At 62.6% G+C, this 15,821-nt stretch carries 17 protein-coding genes; 3 read left to right on the top strand and 14 right to left on the bottom strand.

Features of this window, described 5'->3' with window-relative positions; all coding sequences use genetic code 11:
* Window positions 1-66 precede the first annotated feature (66 nt).
* From AYR66_RS00115 to dksA, 5 genes are all read right to left on the bottom strand, one after another.
* A complete protein-coding gene (locus tag AYR66_RS00115; RefSeq protein WP_088705805.1) occupies window positions 67-1,485 on the bottom strand; it encodes an STAS domain-containing protein in 1,419 nt (472 codons plus the stop codon).
* 395 nt (window positions 1,486-1,880) lie between these two features.
* Entirely contained in the window at window positions 1,881-2,381 is a 501-nt protein-coding gene (locus AYR66_RS00110) for a DUF3299 domain-containing protein (protein ID WP_088705804.1), read from the bottom strand.
* A 97-nt stretch (window positions 2,382-2,478) separates the two neighbouring features.
* A complete protein-coding gene (locus tag AYR66_RS00105; protein ID WP_088705803.1) occupies window positions 2,479-3,690 on the bottom strand; it encodes an ABC transporter permease in 1,212 nt (403 codons plus the stop codon).
* The gene (locus AYR66_RS00100) at window positions 3,687-4,349 is read right to left on the bottom strand and encodes an ABC transporter ATP-binding protein (RefSeq protein WP_088705802.1); all 663 of its coding nucleotides are present in this window, start codon (window positions 4,347-4,349) and stop codon (window positions 3,687-3,689) included. The genes AYR66_RS00105 and AYR66_RS00100 overlap by 4 nt, the downstream gene beginning before the upstream one ends.
* A gap of 111 nt (window positions 4,350-4,460) precedes the next feature.
* Window positions 4,461-4,946: an RNA polymerase-binding protein DksA gene (gene dksA / locus AYR66_RS00095; RefSeq protein WP_088705801.1), complete on the bottom strand. Its 486-nt coding sequence runs from the start codon at window positions 4,944-4,946 to the stop codon at window positions 4,461-4,463.
* Window positions 4,947-5,004: 58 nt separating this feature from the next.
* Between dksA and AYR66_RS00090 the strand changes: the two genes are divergently transcribed.
* On the top strand, window positions 5,005-5,436 hold the full coding sequence (locus AYR66_RS00090) for a hypothetical protein (RefSeq protein ID WP_141103986.1): 432 nt from the start codon (window positions 5,005-5,007) through the stop codon (window positions 5,434-5,436).
* Between the two features lie 152 nt (window positions 5,437-5,588).
* Here the strand turns inward: AYR66_RS00090 and AYR66_RS00085 are convergent, their stop codons facing one another.
* The 9 genes from AYR66_RS00085 to AYR66_RS00045 all read right to left on the bottom strand — a co-directional run bounded on the left by AYR66_RS00085 (window position 5,589) and on the right by AYR66_RS00045 (window position 13,862).
* Entirely contained in the window at window positions 5,589-6,626 is a 1,038-nt protein-coding gene (locus tag AYR66_RS00085) for a CobW family GTP-binding protein (protein ID WP_088705799.1), read from the bottom strand.
* A gap of 4 nt (window positions 6,627-6,630) precedes the next feature.
* Window positions 6,631-7,113, bottom strand: a complete 483-nt coding sequence (locus tag AYR66_RS00080) for a Fur family transcriptional regulator (RefSeq protein ID WP_088705798.1) — start codon at window positions 7,111-7,113, stop codon at window positions 6,631-6,633.
* 91 nt (window positions 7,114-7,204) lie between these two features.
* Window positions 7,205-8,407: a class I SAM-dependent rRNA methyltransferase gene (locus AYR66_RS00075; RefSeq protein ID WP_088705797.1), complete on the bottom strand. Its 1,203-nt coding sequence runs from the start codon at window positions 8,405-8,407 to the stop codon at window positions 7,205-7,207.
* 2 nt (window positions 8,408-8,409) lie between these two features.
* On the bottom strand, window positions 8,410-9,375 hold the full coding sequence (gene xerC / locus AYR66_RS00070; protein WP_088705796.1) for a tyrosine recombinase XerC: 966 nt from the start codon (window positions 9,373-9,375) through the stop codon (window positions 8,410-8,412).
* A complete protein-coding gene (locus tag AYR66_RS00065; RefSeq protein WP_088709523.1) occupies window positions 9,376-10,044 on the bottom strand; it encodes a DUF484 family protein in 669 nt (222 codons plus the stop codon).
* A 95-nt stretch (window positions 10,045-10,139) separates the two neighbouring features.
* Window positions 10,140-11,138, bottom strand: coding sequence for a porin (locus tag AYR66_RS00060; RefSeq protein ID WP_088705795.1), 999 nt, complete (start codon window positions 11,136-11,138; stop codon window positions 10,140-10,142).
* A 149-nt stretch (window positions 11,139-11,287) separates the two neighbouring features.
* The gene (gene dapF / locus AYR66_RS00055; protein WP_088705794.1) at window positions 11,288-12,139 is read right to left on the bottom strand and encodes a diaminopimelate epimerase; all 852 of its coding nucleotides are present in this window, start codon (window positions 12,137-12,139) and stop codon (window positions 11,288-11,290) included.
* Between the two features lie 8 nt (window positions 12,140-12,147).
* Entirely contained in the window at window positions 12,148-13,020 is an 873-nt protein-coding gene (locus AYR66_RS00050; RefSeq protein WP_088705793.1) for an LpxL/LpxP family acyltransferase, read from the bottom strand.
* Complete coding sequence (locus AYR66_RS00045; RefSeq protein ID WP_088705792.1) at window positions 13,017-13,862, bottom strand: lysophospholipid acyltransferase family protein; 846 nt, start codon at window positions 13,860-13,862, stop codon at window positions 13,017-13,019. The genes AYR66_RS00050 and AYR66_RS00045 overlap by 4 nt, the downstream gene beginning before the upstream one ends.
* A 180-nt stretch (window positions 13,863-14,042) precedes the next feature.
* On the opposite strand from AYR66_RS00045, the gene metK reads away from it, so the two are divergent.
* Together metK and AYR66_RS00035 are read left to right on the top strand one after the other, a co-directional pair.
* Window positions 14,043-15,206: a methionine adenosyltransferase gene (metK, locus tag AYR66_RS00040; protein ID WP_088705791.1), complete on the top strand. Its 1,164-nt coding sequence runs from the start codon at window positions 14,043-14,045 to the stop codon at window positions 15,204-15,206.
* Between the two features lie 94 nt (window positions 15,207-15,300).
* Window positions 15,301-15,821: M14 family zinc carboxypeptidase (locus AYR66_RS00035; protein ID WP_234814627.1), on the top strand; the 521-nt coding region annotated here is incomplete at its 3' end.

Here is a 15,821-nt window from a genome sequence, read left to right as displayed (position 1 = left end):
TTCAACCGCAGATGAGGGCAGGGTGCCGGATTACAAGCCGACCGGGCGACAAAAAAGCGCGGTGGTTCAGTTCTTCCGCGGAACGATGCGGGCGACGTCCTTCAGGCCGATGACGTTGAACAGTTCAGAAACGAGGTGGTTGACGTGGTGGAATTCGATGACCTTGCCCGCGCCGCAAAACGGCCCCAAACCGGTCAGCAGGCGCCCAGCCGCATTGAAATCGACGCGGTTAAGATTCGAGCAGTCGATGACAGCGGGGCTGTGTTCGTCGGAATAGGCGGCGATCGCGAGGATCAGGTTGTCGATGCGTCCTTCGACCACGGACGGCATCGGGAAACCTTCCATCGCTTTCTGGGTGGCTTCGGTGCTCGCCGTAGTGACCTTGCTCTTCGGCGCGGCGAAGGCGGGCGGCGAAACTTCGAAGGTGATGCAGTAGTCGATGCTGGTTTCCTCGAATTCCTTTTCCTGGTTCAGCAGGCGCAGGATTTCGAGCAGCAGCAGCCAGGCGTCCTCGGTGTCGTCGCGGCGGCCGGTCTCGATGATGGCGCGAATCCGCGTGGCCAATTCGGGTGCGCCGACGAGGATGAGGTCGTGCTCGGTTTTCTGCAGTTTGCGAAACAGGCCGAGCAGCAGGGTGCAGCCTTCGGTCGTGGCTTCCGTCACCTTTGCGAATTCGAGCCGCAATGCACGGTAATTCTCGCCAAGCTTCAGCGCGCGTTCGACATGCTTGACGCAGCTGCCGTCGAGCTTGCCCGCGAATGGCACCAGCGGCGTCGCGGCTTGCGCGGAAGGCGTGGCCTCGCACGCATTTTCGATCCATCCCGGCGGCGAGGTTTCGAACTTGCTCGCGAAGTCGATGGACAGGTTTTCGAATTCCTGTTTCTTGCCGCCGATCTGGTACAGGTCGAACAGCATCAGCCACGCGGTGCGCGTGAGGTCGCCCAGCATGTCTTCCTCGATGGCCGAGCGAAGCGTGTGCTCGACGACGACTGCCTGGCCGTTCGCGTACATGATCGCCGCTTCCTCGATCACGGCTGCGGCATCGGATGCCGGCGTCGCCATGTCGACGATGGCGCTCTGGCCGTCGAGCAGGAAGTCGGTGGTGGTGCCCATGTCGGCGGGTGCTTGCTGCGAGATCTCGGGTACGGGCGGTGCCGTCTTTTCAGCCTCGGCGCGTGGCTTGTCCTGCTGCGGCGCAGGCTTCGGTGCAGAGGGGGGAGGCTTCTTTTGCTGCGTCGTCGGTTGTTGCGTCGTGATGCTGACGAACTCGGACGACATTTCGGATTCGATGGCGTCGATCTTCAGGGCAGTGGCTAGGGCTGTCTTGGCGTCGCGCTTGACAGTCGGCACACGGGTCGTTGAGGTGGTCGTCGTCTTGTTGACGACTTGTTGCGTACCTGACGGTTTCTTCCCGCGGGCAGAGTCCTTGTCCGCAGGTTTGGCCTGGCGGCTGTCCTTCTTACCGAAAAGCGAAAAGATCCCCACGTTTTCCCTGAGATGGCTGTTCTGCGCCCCGTCGCCGGAGGCACAGGGCGGATTTCTAAGGTAACACAAATAGCATACCGGCTTGCCATTACAACGACTCAACTTGCATTTGTCAAACTGGCAGCATGCTGGCAAGCACGTTGAGAAACGTGTGCGAATGCCGGCAACGATGTAATGTCCAGGTTGCAGCGCAACATTCGGCAATACCGGCATTGGCAGCCGGATGTCTTGCAGGAACGCTCTTTTTCCAATGCCGTATCACCGAGGTCTAAAGTGTCGAATACCTCGCGCGAACTGTTCGAATAGCGCACTTCCGCATTGGGCGCGCGTTGTGCAATCGAGACAGTCGTCCTCTAGCTGCAATCCCGAATGAAAGTACACGCGGGGACGGGGTCTTATTTCAGAGAGACCGGCGCGGCTTCGGTGAGGCGGTAATACAGGCCCATCGGATCATCCTTCAGCACGGTCATCTTGCCCGACAAAACGACCGGCTCGAAGGTGTACTTCACAGGCGTCTTGCTCTTTACTTCGACCACGCCTTCGGGGCCGGCAGGCAGGCAGAACGAGCAGCTTTGCGGGGTGAGCGAGATCAGGAAATGCTTTTGCTTCTCGCCCGGTTCCAGCGGCATCATGAAGCCCTGTATCTTGACTTCGGTATTGTCGAGGGCAGTGATCTCTTTTGCGAACTCGGGCAGGATGCGGTCCTTGGTCTTGATCTGCTTGACCTTGGCCAGCGTGTTCCAGGACACCACACCCTTGATTTCTGGCAGCGGCTGCATTGGCGGCGGCGGCGCGTTCGGCGGCGGGACGTGGCTGGCACCCGGCCCGGCCTGTGCACCAGCAAGGATGGGAGCGGCGAGCGCGGCAATCAACAAATAACGCCATGATCCCTTCATGACACCTCCAAAAAAATGACCTGGATACGCAGGAATTCTACGCCTTGCGGCAGACGGTAACAGGGACAGCGGGCGCACCAAAACGTTCTCCCCGGATTCAGTGAGACAAGGTGGTAGCGATGTCGGTACGATAAGCCCGCAGCGCCGGCAGCAAGGCGGCAGTGAAGCCGATGGCAAGGGCGACCGGAACCAGCCATGCTTCCGCTTGTGCGACATGCCAGCCGTCCAACGTCAAGTTCTGGCCATCGGACATCGTGCGCCCGAGGATCTCTAGTGCGGCGTGGCCGGCAAGCCAGCCCAGCGCCGCCCCCGCGGACGCCAGCAAGAGCCCTTCCACCAGCAGCAGCGACAGCAGCTTGCGCGGCGGCGCGCCGAGCGTGCGCAGGATGGCCAGGTCGGTTTTGCGCTCTTCCAGCGCACTGTAGAGCGCGACGAACATCGACAGCGCTGCCGACAGCAGCATGATGCCCGCGATGCCGCGCAGGACGTCGACGCCAACGCCAAGCATGCGGAACAGCTTGGCCGATTCGAAGGCCGGCTGGGCGGCCTGCAGCCCCGGCTGGCTGTTGACGGCGCGCGGCAGCATTGCGGCTGCCAGCGGCGATGCGTACTGGACCAGCAGGGCGGTCAATTCGCGCTCTTCATCCATCCCGTCCTTTTCTTCCTCGTCATGGCTTGCGCCGTGTCCTTCGTGCATGTGCCAGACGGATTCCACCGGCGTCAGCACGAGACGGTCGAGTACGGAGCCGGTCGGTTTGAGCACGCCGGTGACGGTGAACGGCGCGTCGCCATGGCCGTCGCCTCCGCCCGCAATGCCGTGCGAGCCGATGAAGCGCCCGCCAGGCGTGAGTCCGGTATTGGCGGCCGCTTGTGCGCCGAGAACGGCCTGCATGGGCGCATCGAACATTTTTCCCTGTGCGATCTCGCCGCTGTAGTGCGCGATGTAGTCGGACGTCGTGCCAACGATGCGAAAACCCTTGAAGCTGTCGCCGAGCGCCAGCGGGATGACTTTCTTCACCATGCGGTTCTTCTGAAGATCTGCCGCTGTCGCGAGCGGAATGTTCCCGGTCGGGATGTCGATGTGATAGATCGAGGACAGGATCAGTTGCAGCGGGGAGCCTTTGGCCCCGACCACCAGGTCGATCCCGTTTGCATCCCGCAATGCGCGTTCTTCCAGCTGCTGCGAGGCCGACAGCACGAAGGACATCATGGCGACTCCGACTGCCATCAGGACGAGGTTGACCGCGGTCGACAGCGGCTTGTGGCGCAGGGACTTGAGGGCCAGCGTGAAGGCATTGATGCGGGTCATTCGGCCTCCGTCGCAGTGCGGCCAAGGCGCAGCAGGTTGGCGCCGGGCAGGGCTGCCAGCACGCGGGCATCGTGGGTGGCAATGACGAGCGATGCGCCGTTTTGCTCTGCCTGCGTGGTCAGCAGCCCGATCGCCACGGCGCAGGCGCCATCGTCGAGATTGGCGGTAGGCTCGTCGGCCAGCAGCAGGGCGGGATGATTGAACAGCGCGCGCGCAATGGCGACACGCTGCTGCTGGCCCTGGCTGAGCTGGTGCGGTTTGGCGTTGGCCTTCTCGCCGAGTCCGAGCGCTTCAAGCACGGCATCCGCGCGCGTGCGGTCGGCATGGCGGCCGTTGGCATAGGCGGCCATCAGCACGTTTTCCCGCACGCTCAGGCTGGGCACCAGCGCCAGCTTCTGCGGCAGGAAGCCGACAGTGCTGCCGCGCCAGGCATCGGCGGCGCGTGGCGACAGCGTGCGCAGGTCCGTGCCGGCGACACGCAATTCGCCTTGCTGCGGGGTGAGGATGGCCGCCAGCAGGTGCAGCAGGGTCGACTTCCCGCAGCCCGACGGGCCGAGGATGACGGCATGCTCGCCCCGGGCGAGGGAAAACGCAGGCACGGACAATTGCTGGCCCGTGGCGTTCGGATAGCGGTAGGTGATGCCGGATATTTGCAACATAGTTGCATTATATAGTGGCCGGGCAGGAAGAGTGCCGTGGATTCCGGCGCCCCAAAAGCAAACAAGCGCACGAAGGATCGTGCGCTTGTCGTTTCGGCGAAGCCCGGCGTGTCAGTCGCCGTACAGCTTCTGCTTCAGCTCGCGGCGCTGTTGTGCCTCGAGCGACAGCGTCGCGGTCGGGCGTGCCAGCAGACGCGGGATGCCGATCGGCTCGCCGGTCTCTTCGCACCAGCCGTACTCGCCAGCGTCGATGCTGACGATGGCTTGCTGGACCTTCTTCAGCAGCTTGCGCTCGCGGTCGCGGGTACGCAGTTCCAGCGCGTGTTCTTCCTCGATCGTGGCGCGGTCGGCAGGATCGGGAACGAGCACGGTTTCGCGCAGGTGTTCCGTGGTTTCGCCGGCGTTCTTCAGCAGGTCGCGTTCGAGCTGCTGCAATCGCGCCTTGAAGAAGGCAAGCTGCGCCTCGTTCATGTAGTCCTTGTCGCTCATCTTGAGGATTTCCTCTTCGGTGAGCAGTCGGCCCTCAGCTGGGGCGGCGGTCGGTTTAGTTGTTTTGGTAGCCACTTCGCTTACTTTCGAAACTACGGGTTTTTCCATTGTATCTGTTAACCCGGCGCTGACATTGCTTCCGCTCATGCTTGCGCCGGATGTCTCCTTGGAACTCTGGCTCGAAGTCTTCTTCTGCGCAGCCTGCTTCGATGCTGTTGCTCCCCTGGCCGCTTTCGGTACAGCGCCCTTTGCGGCGGCTGCCCGGGTTGCGGCCGGTATTGCTTTTGCGACGGTAGCTCCTTTGGCGTTTGTTTTTGCCGAAGGTTTAACACTGCTTTTTACCGTGGTTTTACCTTGTTTGGCAATGGCTTTTAGTGACGAAGAGGCAGTTTTGGTGGCGGGTTTCAGGGCGTTGGCGACGGTTTTCACCACTTTTCCTGCAACCGCTTTCAGGATCGATTGGGTTGCCGGCACGGCGGAAGTCTTGCCTTTTGCCGGGTCAGCGGTCTTTGCCGCCGTCTTGCTGACGCTTTTTGCCGATGTGCTCTTGGTGGCGGATCTTGTCACGGTTGCGTTCATGGTCCCCTCATTATTATGAAGCGCCCGACCGTTGATCCGTGCCCGAAAACCTTTCCTGCCGTTCTCAGGCAGGCTTGGATACCATCGGGCGTCGCGTACGGCTATCAGCCGCGCAATTTGCCAAACGACTACCTCCACTGCTTGAATCTACGTCAATACATGTTGGGTAGTTTATACCAAACACTGTTCCAAACCGCTAATAAATGTTTCTTTCGGGAGATTCTTTCCTATAAACACCATTTTGCTTCCGCGTGCTTCCCCCTCGGTCCATTTCGCGCCAATGTCGGTGCCCATGGACTGGTGCACGCCCTGGAAAACCACCTTGCGGTCGGCGCCTTCCATCCACAGCACGCCCTTGTAACGCAACATGCGCGGGCCGAAGACCTGCACCAGGCTGCCCAGGAATTCATCCAGCCGGGCGGTGTTGAAGGGACGGTCGCTGCGGAAGACAAAGGCTGCGATTTCATCCGTATGGTTCGAATGCCGGTGGCCGTGGTGGTGATGGTCGTGGCCGCAATGCTCGCCGCATTCATGGTGGTGTTCGTGCTCTTCCTCGGCCAGGAAATCCGGATCGATCTCGACCTTGTCGTTGAGGTTGAAGCCGCGCAGGTCCAGCACTTCATTGACCGGCATCTGGCCGAAATCGACTTTGCGGATCGGCGCGCGAGGATTGATGCGCTTGATGCGGGAGGTGAGGGCATCCACATCATCGGCGCTGACGAGATCGGTCTTCGACAGCAGCAGCCGGTCGGCGAAACCGACCTGGCGCTGGGCTTCTTCATGCTCGTCGAGCTGCTGCATCGCATGCTTGGCGTCGACGACGGTAATCACGGCGTCGAGCATGTAATGCGAGGCGACTTCGTCATCCATGAAGAAGGTCTGCGCGACCGGGCCCGGGTTGGCAAGGCCGGTGGTTTCGATTACCACATGGTCGAAGTCGAGTTCGCCGGCATTGCGTTTCTGCGCCAGCGTGCCGAGCGCGAGGATCAGGTCGCCGCGCACGGTGCAGCAGATGCAGCCGTTGCTCATTTCGACGATCTGTTCGTTGCTGTCCTGGACCAGGATTTCGTTGTCGATGTTTTCTTCACCGAACTCGTTTTCAATGACCGCAATGCGGTGGCCATGCGGCTCGCGCAGGATGCGGTTGAGGAGCGTGGTCTTGCCGGCGCCGAGGAAGCCGGTGAGTATGGTTGCGGGAACGAGAGTCATGGGTTCAGCTGGCGCAGTCGGCGCACCATCCTTTGATCGTGAATTCAATATCGTGGCTGCGGAAGCCCTTGCCCAGCGATTGCTGCAGGGCGTTCTGCAGGGTTTCCGCTTCCGCGATGCTGTCGAGGCAGAACACGCGCGAGCAGCGGGTGCACTTGAAATGTCCGTGCTGGTGATGCGGCTCGCTGCCGTGTTCGGCGCCCGCGCTGTAGCGGAATACGCGGTCGTCGCCGGCGATCTTGTGCGCCAGCCCGGCATCGGTCAGGCAGTCGAGCGCGCGGTAGAGTGTGACCCGGTCCATGTCGGCGAACGCTTCCTGCACATCCTGGTGCGAAAACGCCCGCTCCGCGTCGAGCAGCGCCGCCAGCACCTTCACCCGCGCATCCGTGATGCGCACCGAGGCGCCGCGCAGTTGTGCTTCCGCGCGCGTGGTGGAGTCGGACTGTTTCGGGTTCGCCGGTGCTTCCGGCCTGGCTTTGCTGCTCATCTGGGTGTTGCCATCAGGGTCATGATGGAAAATTATGACGCAAATTTGCAATCGAGTTGCAAAAATTGATGCGACGGCAACCTCATGTTCTTCAGGGCTTGTGCAGCATCAAGCCTTTCAGGTATTCGCCTTCGGGGAAGCTGGTCGTCATCGGGTGGTCTACGCCGGCGTGCAGGCGGCGCAGGATGCGCGCATCGACCTTTGCGTCGTTGGCTGCGCCGGCGACGATCTTCTGGAACAGGTCCGCGCTGATCGCCCCCGAGCAGGAATAGGTGTACAGCAGCCCGCCCTCGCGCAGCAGCTGCAGGCCGATCAGGTTGATGTCCTTGTAGGCGCGCGCCGCACGTTCCACCTGGTCCGGCGAGGCGGCGAACTTGGGCGGATCGAGCACGATCAGGTCGAAGGATTTGCCCTGCTCGCGCAGTGCGCGCAAGGTCTTGAAGACGTCGGCATCCCACCATTCCGCCCGCGCGGGGTCGAAGCCGTTCAGCTCGACATTGCGCTTGCCGATGGCCAGCGCTTCGCCCGAGGAATCGATCGATACCACGCTCTTCGCGCCGCCCTTCAGCGCAGCCAGCGAAAACCCGCCGGTGTAGCAGAAGCAGTTGAGCACGTCGCGTCCTTCGGCATGCTCCATCACCAGGCGGCGATTGTCGCGCTGGTCGATGTAGAAGCCGGTCTTGTGGCCGGTCTTGATATCCACCGCGTAGCGCACGCCATTCTCGGTGACCAGCGTCTCTTCAGGCGGTTCATTGCCCGCGAGCGCGCCGGTAACCAGGGGCAGGCCTTCGCGTTCGCGCACGCTGGCGTCGGAGCGTTCATAGACGTTCGGGCAGCCGGTCTCCGCGATCAGCGCCTGCACGATGGGCGCCTTCCATGCTTCCACCCCGGCCGACTGGAACTGGCAGACGAGGTGTCCCTGCTTGCCCGCATACCAGTCCACCACCAATCCGGGGAAGCCGTCCGCCTCGCCGAAGATCAGGCGAATGGCATCGGTGTCGCGCACGCTTTGCATGCGGTAGGCGATGGCCTTCTTCACGCGGCGCTTGATCAGCGCGTGGTCGATTGGTTCGTTTTCGTCGAAGCTCCAGACCCGCGCGCGGATCTGCGATTTCGGGCTGAACGCGGCGCGCGCCAGGAACTGGCCGGTCGCCGAGCGCACGAGCGCCGTCGCGCCGGGCTTGTTCTTTTCTTCCGGCTTGCCCTCGATGCGGTCGATGGCGGTCGGGAAAATCCAGGGATGGCGGCGCAGGAGGCTTTTTTCCTTGCCGGGTTTCAGGGTGATGGTCAGCATGTTTATTTTTCAGTCTTTGATTTCTTCGCGCGCGGATGGGCGGCGTCGTATACCTGCGCCAGGCGCATGAAGTCGAGCGAGGTGTACACCTGCGTCGCGGCGATCGACGCATGGCCCAGCATTTCCTGCACCGCCCGCAGGTCGCCGGACGATTGCAGCACATGTGTCGCGAACGAATGCCGCAATACGTGCGGATGCACATTGGCCGGTATGCCCAGCGCCTGCGCATGCGCCTTCAGCCGCAGCTGGATCACGCGCGGCGACATGCGCGTGCCGCGTTCGGTCAGGAACAGCGGATGCGGGTCGAGCTTCACCAGCGCGCCGCGTACCGCAAGCCAGGCGGCGAGGGCTTCCATCGCCGGCTTGCCGACGGGGACCCGGCGCCGCTTGTTGCCCTTGCCGGTGACTTCGACTTCGTGCTCGTCCATGTGCAGCCAGCCGGCAGATTCGTAGTTCGCTTCCCTTGCATAGTGCGCGTCCAGCCCGGCGAGTTCCGACACGCGCAGGCCGCTCGAATACAGCAGTTCGAACATCGCCCGGTTGCACAGCTCGCTGGCGGATTGCGCATCGCGGCCGGGGCGCGCTTCCGACACCACCCGCACTGCATCATCGGCGGAGAGCGCCTTGGGCAAGGGCTTGTCGCGCTTGGGCGCCTTGACGCCGTCGACCGGGTTGGCCGCAATGCCTTCCTCGTGCGCGAGCCAGTCGAAGAAGCCGCGGCACGCCGACAGCTTGCGCGCGATCGAGCGCGGATTCAGCCCTTGCGCATGCATTTGTGCCGCGAGCTTGCGGATGTGGAATTGCGTGATCGAGCTGAGTGCCGGACGGCTCGGGATCGCGTCGGCGAAGGCGAGGAATTCCTGCAGGTCGCGCCCGTAATTGCTGACCGTGTGCTGCGACAGCTGGCGCTGCTTTTCGAGGTGTTCGAGATAGCGGGCGACTTGCGCCCGGTTGTTCTCGTTGCTCACTTAATCCAGCAGGCAGGTCAGGGCAGCGCTCGCGGTTTCGCCGATCTTCGACAGGAAGTCGGTGGCCATGTCGGCAGTGAAGCGTTGCGGGTCGGGCGAGCCGAGCACCAGCAGACCGAAGGCGGAAGGCGCGCCGGTCACGCGCAGCGGCAGCATCGCGATCGAGCGGACGGTTTCCGCTTCATCGAGCCAGGACGCCGCTTCGAAATCCTGGTTAGGTCCGCAGTAAGGCGTCGTCAGGCTGTTGCAGAAGAGCTTGGCGTCTTCGGATACCTCCGCGGCGAACCAGGTATGCGCGAATTCTTCCGCCACGCCCCAGAGGCGCAGCGTGGCATGCGGCACGCCGAAGATGGTCTGCAAACCGTTTACCAGCGTGTGCGCGATATCGACGTCGTTACGGGCCAGCAGCAGCGAGTGCGTCCACTGGTGGAATTTATGGGTGATGTCGTCGTTCTCTTGCGCGATGCGCAGCAGTTCAGCCAGGCGCAGCTCGTGCGTCTTGATCTTGTCGCGCAAGACTTCCATCTGGCGTTCCTGCAGCGACACGGCACGGCCGGCGACCGGGCTGGTCAGCTTGACCCTGCCCAGCAGTTCGCTGTGCTCTTCGAAGAAATGCGGATTGTCGGAAAGGAAATCGGCAACGGCGTTGGAATCCAGTTGGGAGGTCATATGCGCGGTGGAGGTCTGGGCCAAGCCGTGATTTTACCCGACAACGATGCCGCATTGCCGCATGGATCGGTCAATAAATCAGGCGCCGCGCCGCGTCAGAACTTGTGCCGGATGCCGATGTTGAATGCCTTGTCGCCCGATCCCGGCTCGCTCGCGTTGCCCGCAGTGAAGCCGGCACCCGGATCGTTATAGATGCGGGCGAAGGAGGTGTAGACATTCGTGCGCCGCGACAGCGCATGGGTATAGCCGAGCGCCCACTGGTCTGCACCTGCATTCAGACCGCTGCGGTCGTCCTTGCGCGTGAAGGATGCGAGCACGGCGCCCGCGCCGACAGGCACGGTGACGCCCAGCATGTAGTCGCGATTGTCGGTGCCGCCTGCGCCGTGGTTCAGCCCGACACCGAGGCTGGCTGCCGCCATGCCGAAATCAAACTTGCCGCCGATGAGGGTGCTACGTGCATTATCGCTGCCGGTGCCGTCTTCGATACGGTGGTGGGCGATTTTCAACATCAGCGGTCCCCTGGCATAGCCAAGGGATGCGCCCAGCTGACGATTGGCGGTATTGTTGCCGGGGACCTCGCCAAAGCCGTATGCCAGCTCACCCGACACACCGCTCCAGTCCGGAGTTGCCAGTTTGATAGTGTTGTTCATGCGCGGCGTGGTCGACGTCAGGTTCGCTGCATTGCCCGCGAGCCCGGTGGCAAATGGATCGACCTGATCGAGGAGTTCGTAATGCGGCGTGTATTGCCGGCCGAAGCTGAGGTCGCCCCATCGGCCGCCCAACCCTACCCAAGCCTGGCGTCCGAACAGCAGTCCGCCTTGTCCGAGTCCGCCGGTATCGGTATTGAACCCGGTTTCCAGGTTGAATTTTGCTGCCAGGCCGCCGCCGAGGTCTTCCATGCCCTTGAAGCCCAGCCGCGAGCCGGACTGCACGCCGCTCGTCAGCTTGGTCAGGTTGCCGGCCGGCCCGCCCCGTTCATAGACCACGCCGGCATCCACGATGCCGTACAGCGTCAATGATGTCTGGGCTGAAACAGCGCCGGTTGTGAGAGAAAGCGCACCACATGTTGCAATGACAAGTAACGGCCGTTGCATGTTGGCTCCCGGTCAGGATGGTTCTCCAAGGTCTGTGTCTATTCAGCATAGGCTATCGGACCGACGCCTGCGAGAAATTGGTCAAAGGACAGGCAGGAGGGAGTGTGGCTTTTTCTCCACAGGCACCGGGCGGCCTGTGGAGGAGGGAATCAGATCTCGATTTCGCCTTCGAACACGCTGACGGCCGGACCGGTCATCATGACGGAGGTACCCGGGCCGGCCCAGGCAATCGACAGTTCACCGCCGAGTGTGGTGACCCTGACCGGCGAGTCGAGCAGGCCGCGGCGGATGCCGGCAACGACGGCCGCGCAAGCGCCGGTGCCGCAGGCCAGCGTTTCGCCCGCACCGCGCTCGAAGACGCGCAGCCTCACCGCATGGCGGTCGACGACTTGCATGAATCCGGCATTGACGCGCTTGGGGAAGCGCGGATGGTGCTCGATCGCCGGGCCGTCCTGGTGGACGGCGGCGGATTGCGCGTCGGGAACCACCTGTACCGCATGCGGGTTGCCCATCGAAACCACGGAAATCCAGGTTGTCTGCCCGTTGACGTCCAGTGGCCAGAGCGTGTCGGTACCTTCGGCCTTGCCCTGCAATCCGGAGGCGTCGAAGGGCACGCGTTCCGGTTCGAGGATGGGCGCGCCCATGTCCACGGTGATACCGCCGTCGGCTTCCAGCCGTGGTTCGATGATCCCGGACATGGTCTCGACCTTGATCGCGCGCTTGCCGGTCAGGCCTTTTTCGGTCACGAAGCGCACGAAGGCGCGTGCGCCGTTGCCGCATTGTTCGACCTCGCCGCCGTCGGCGTTATAAATGCGATAACGGAAATCCACGCCGTCGGTGGACGGCTTTTCGACGACGAGCATCTGGTCTGCGCCGACGCCGAAGCGGCGGTCGGCCAGCTGCTTCCACTGTTCGGGAGTGAACCGGACATCCTGGTTGATCGCGTCGATGACGACGAAATCATTGCCGGCGCCGTGCATTTTTGTGAATTTGAGTTTCATGCCAGCGATTATAACTTTGCGTAGACGCTTGGCACGCCCGGCGGACGCGTCTTGAAGCGCTTGTGCGCCCAGAAGTATTCTGCCGGTGCTTCCATCACGCGGTCTTCGATAAAGGCATTCATGCGCCGCGTCGCCGCCGTAATGTCGTCGCCGGGGTAGTTGTCCCAGGCAGGATGGAAGCTGACCTTCCAGCCGCGGTAATTCGGCAGATAGGTGGCGATGACCGGTACGACCTTCGCCCCTGTTGCTCCGGCAATGCGCGCCGGTGCTGTCAGCGTCGCGGCCGGGATGCCGAAGAAGGGCACGAACTCCGCATCTTTCTCGCCGAAATCCATGTCCGGCAGCATGAAGAAGGGCAGGCCTTCGCGCATCGCGCGGATGATCGGCTTGACGCCTTCGCCGCGCGAAAACAGCCGCACCGGACGGAAGCGCGAGCGGCCCTTGCGCAGTGCTTCGTCGAACACCTTGTTCTGCTGCTTGGTGTAGATCGAGCACAGGTTGGTTTCCAGGACGACCGCAACGCCGGCCACATCCAGCGAAACGAAATGCGGGCAAAGGAGGATGGTCGGGCCCGACTGGATGGTATCGAGCGGCACGCGTGGCTCGACCTGGATCAGGCGGTGCAGGCGCGCTTCCGGCGCCCACCAGAGGATGGCGCGTTCCAGCACGCTGCGCGCATACGCTTGGAAATGCTTCTTCGCGATCGACCGGCGTTCTTCCTCGGACAGCTGGGGCAGGCACAGGCGCAGGTTGGTCAGCGTGATGTGCCGGCGCGATTTCACGACTAGGAAAAGCAGCGAGCCGACTGCTTCGCCGATGCGCGCGAGCAGCGGCAGCGGCAGCCAGTGCAGCAGCCACATTACCCCAAGGAGCAGCCTCATTGTGTCTCCCCTGGGCCCGCGATGCCGTCCGGGGCCTTGTAGCGGTTGTAGCTCCAGAAGTACTGCGCGGGGCAGTGTGCGATCAGCGCTTCCATGCCGGCATTGATCGCGCGCGCCTGGTCGGCGGGCGTGCCTGTCATGTCACCGTCGAAGCGCGCGAAGCGCAGCACATAGCCCTTGCCGCCCGGGAGGCGTTCCGCATACGAGAGAATGATCGGTGCCCCGGTCATCTGTTGCAGCTTGGCCGGCAAGGTCATCGTGTACGCGGGCTTGCCGAAAAAATCGGCCCATACGCCTTCGCCTTCCTGCGGCACCTGATCGGGCAGGATGCCGATGAGGTTGCCCTGCTTGAGCGTCTTGAGCAGTAGGCGTACGCCCGACAGCGTCGCCGGTGCAAGGCCGAGGTTGTTGCGCCGGCGCGCGTCCTCGACCAGCGGCTTGAGCGCCGATTTCTTCGGGGGGCGGTACATGACCGTGACAGGGGTGATCGAAGCCACTTTTTGCGCCAGGATTTCGAAGCAGCCAAGGTGCGGCGTCAGGAAGATGATTCCCTGCTTTGCATCCAGCGCCGATTGCACAACTTCCCAGTCCTCAATGCGTGCGGTTTTCAGCACGCGTTCGGGCCGGGCGCACCAGACGAACGGCAGCTCGAGGATGTTCTTGCCCGCTTCAGCGATGGCGGATGGCAGCGAACCTGCGTAACCAGCGCGGGTGATGTTGTCTTTCATGCGCCGCCGGTAGGATGGCGATGCCAGATAGACCATCCACCCCAGGACCGCACCGAAGCCATGCAGGACGGGGAGCGGCATGACGGAAAGCAGGTGAAAAAGTCTGACAAGCATCAATTAGTCAATGGGAAATGTTGAGAAACTTTGGAAGACGCGTAAAATATCATATTGCTGTACCCGCCGAGTTAACACGACAACTTGCGAGGCGGAATACAAATCTCGCTAAAGCGTCGCAGGCTCGAATTGAATGTTTGGCCGCGACATGGTCAGCAATCATCATTACAGGAGCCTGCAATGGCAAACGAATATCTCTTCACTTCCGAATCCGTCTCCGAAGGTCATCCCGACAAGGTCGCGGACCAGATTTCCGATTCCATCCTCGATGCCATCCTGGCACAGGACCCGAAAGCACGCGTCGCGGCTGAAACTCTTTGCAACACCGGCCTCGTCGTCCTCGCCGGCGAAATCACCACCACCGCCAACGTCGATTACATCAGCGTCGCACGCGACACCGTCAAGCGCATCGGCTACGACAATGCCGACTACGGCATCGACTACAAGAGCTGCGCCGTGCTGGTCGCTTACGACAAGCAATCGCCGGATATCGCGCAGGGCGTGGATGAAGGCAAGGGCATCGACCTCGACCAGGGCGCCGGCGACCAGGGCCTGATGTTCGGTTATGCCTGCGACGAGACGCCGGAACTGATGCCGGCTGCGATCTACTATTCGCACCGCATCGTCGAGCGCCAGTCGCAACTGCGCAAGGACGGCCGCCTGCCGTGGCTGCGTCCGGATGCGAAGTCCCAGGTCACGCTGAAGTACGTCGACGGCGTGCCGGTTGCGATCGACACCATCGTGCTGTCCACCCAGCACAGCCCGGACATCGAGCACAAGGCGATCGAAGAAGCCGCGATCGAGGAAATCATCAAGCCGGTGGTGCCGCAGGAGTGGCTGAAGAACACCCGCTACCTGATCAACCCGACCGGCCGTTTCGTCATCGGCGGCCCGCAGGGTGACTGCGGCCTGACCGGCCGCAAGATCATCGTCGACACCTACGGCGGCGCAGCTCCCCACGGTGGCGGCGCATTCTCCGGCAAGGATCCGTCCAAGGTCGACCGTTCCGCCGCCTACGCCGGCCGTTACGTGGCGAAGAACATCGTCGCCGCCGGCCTGGCCAAGCGCTGCCAGATCCAGGTGTCTTATGCAATCGGCATTGCCAAACCGACATCGATCATGGTCACCACGTTCGGTACCGGCGTGATCAGCGACGACAAGCTGGCCGTCCTCGTGCATGAACTGTTCGACCTGCGTCCGAAAGGCATCGTCCAGATGCTCGACCTGCTGCGTCCGATCTATTCGAAGACCGCCGCCTACGGCCACTTCGGCCGTGAAGAGCCGGAATTCTCGTGGGAGCGTACGGACAAGGCAGCCGCATTGCGCGCCGCCGCCGGTCTGTAGTAACACCGCTACGCCTGCTTTTGCAGGCAGTGGCGCAACGGGCCTGTTTCGAGTAATTTCTCGTGCAGGCCCGATTTCATTGGATGACGTTATTGTGCGATTGATTCGCAAAGCCATCGCGCTGCTGGTTGCGGCAGCATGTGTCCCCGCGTTCGCCGCTCCCGCCACCGCGGCCCAGCAGGCCGAATGGTGCAAGCGGCTGACGCCGAGGCTTCCCGGCGTGAATGCGGCGACCTGCCAGAAAAGCGGACTGCAGCCGACCGGCGCTTCCTCGCGCAACGGTTTTCCCATACTGATGCGCTCCATCCCGGCTGCAAAACACGGCAAGCAGGGCGAGCCTGTGCGCGTACTGCTGCTGGGCGGTATCCACGGCGATGAACTGACGGCAGCGGCAATCGTCTTCGAATGGATGCAGTTGCTGCAGACGCCGCCGGCGCAGGCTTTCCACTGGCGCGTTGCGCCGGTCGTCAATCCGGACGGCCTGCTTGCGTCGAAGCCGCAGCGCGTGAACGCCAACGGCGTCGACCTGAACCGGAATTTCCCCACGCCGGGCTGGGAACAGGATGCCAAGCGCTACTGGATGAAAACCACCGGCAGCGACCCGCGCCGCTTCCC

This window comes from Noviherbaspirillum denitrificans (assembly GCF_002211445.1).
Taxonomy (GTDB): Bacteria; Pseudomonadota; Gammaproteobacteria; order Burkholderiales; family Burkholderiaceae_D; genus Noviherbaspirillum; species Noviherbaspirillum denitrificans.
The sequence above is the reverse complement of the archived record's forward strand: the minus strand, read 5'-3'. Positions and strand labels throughout refer to the sequence as shown.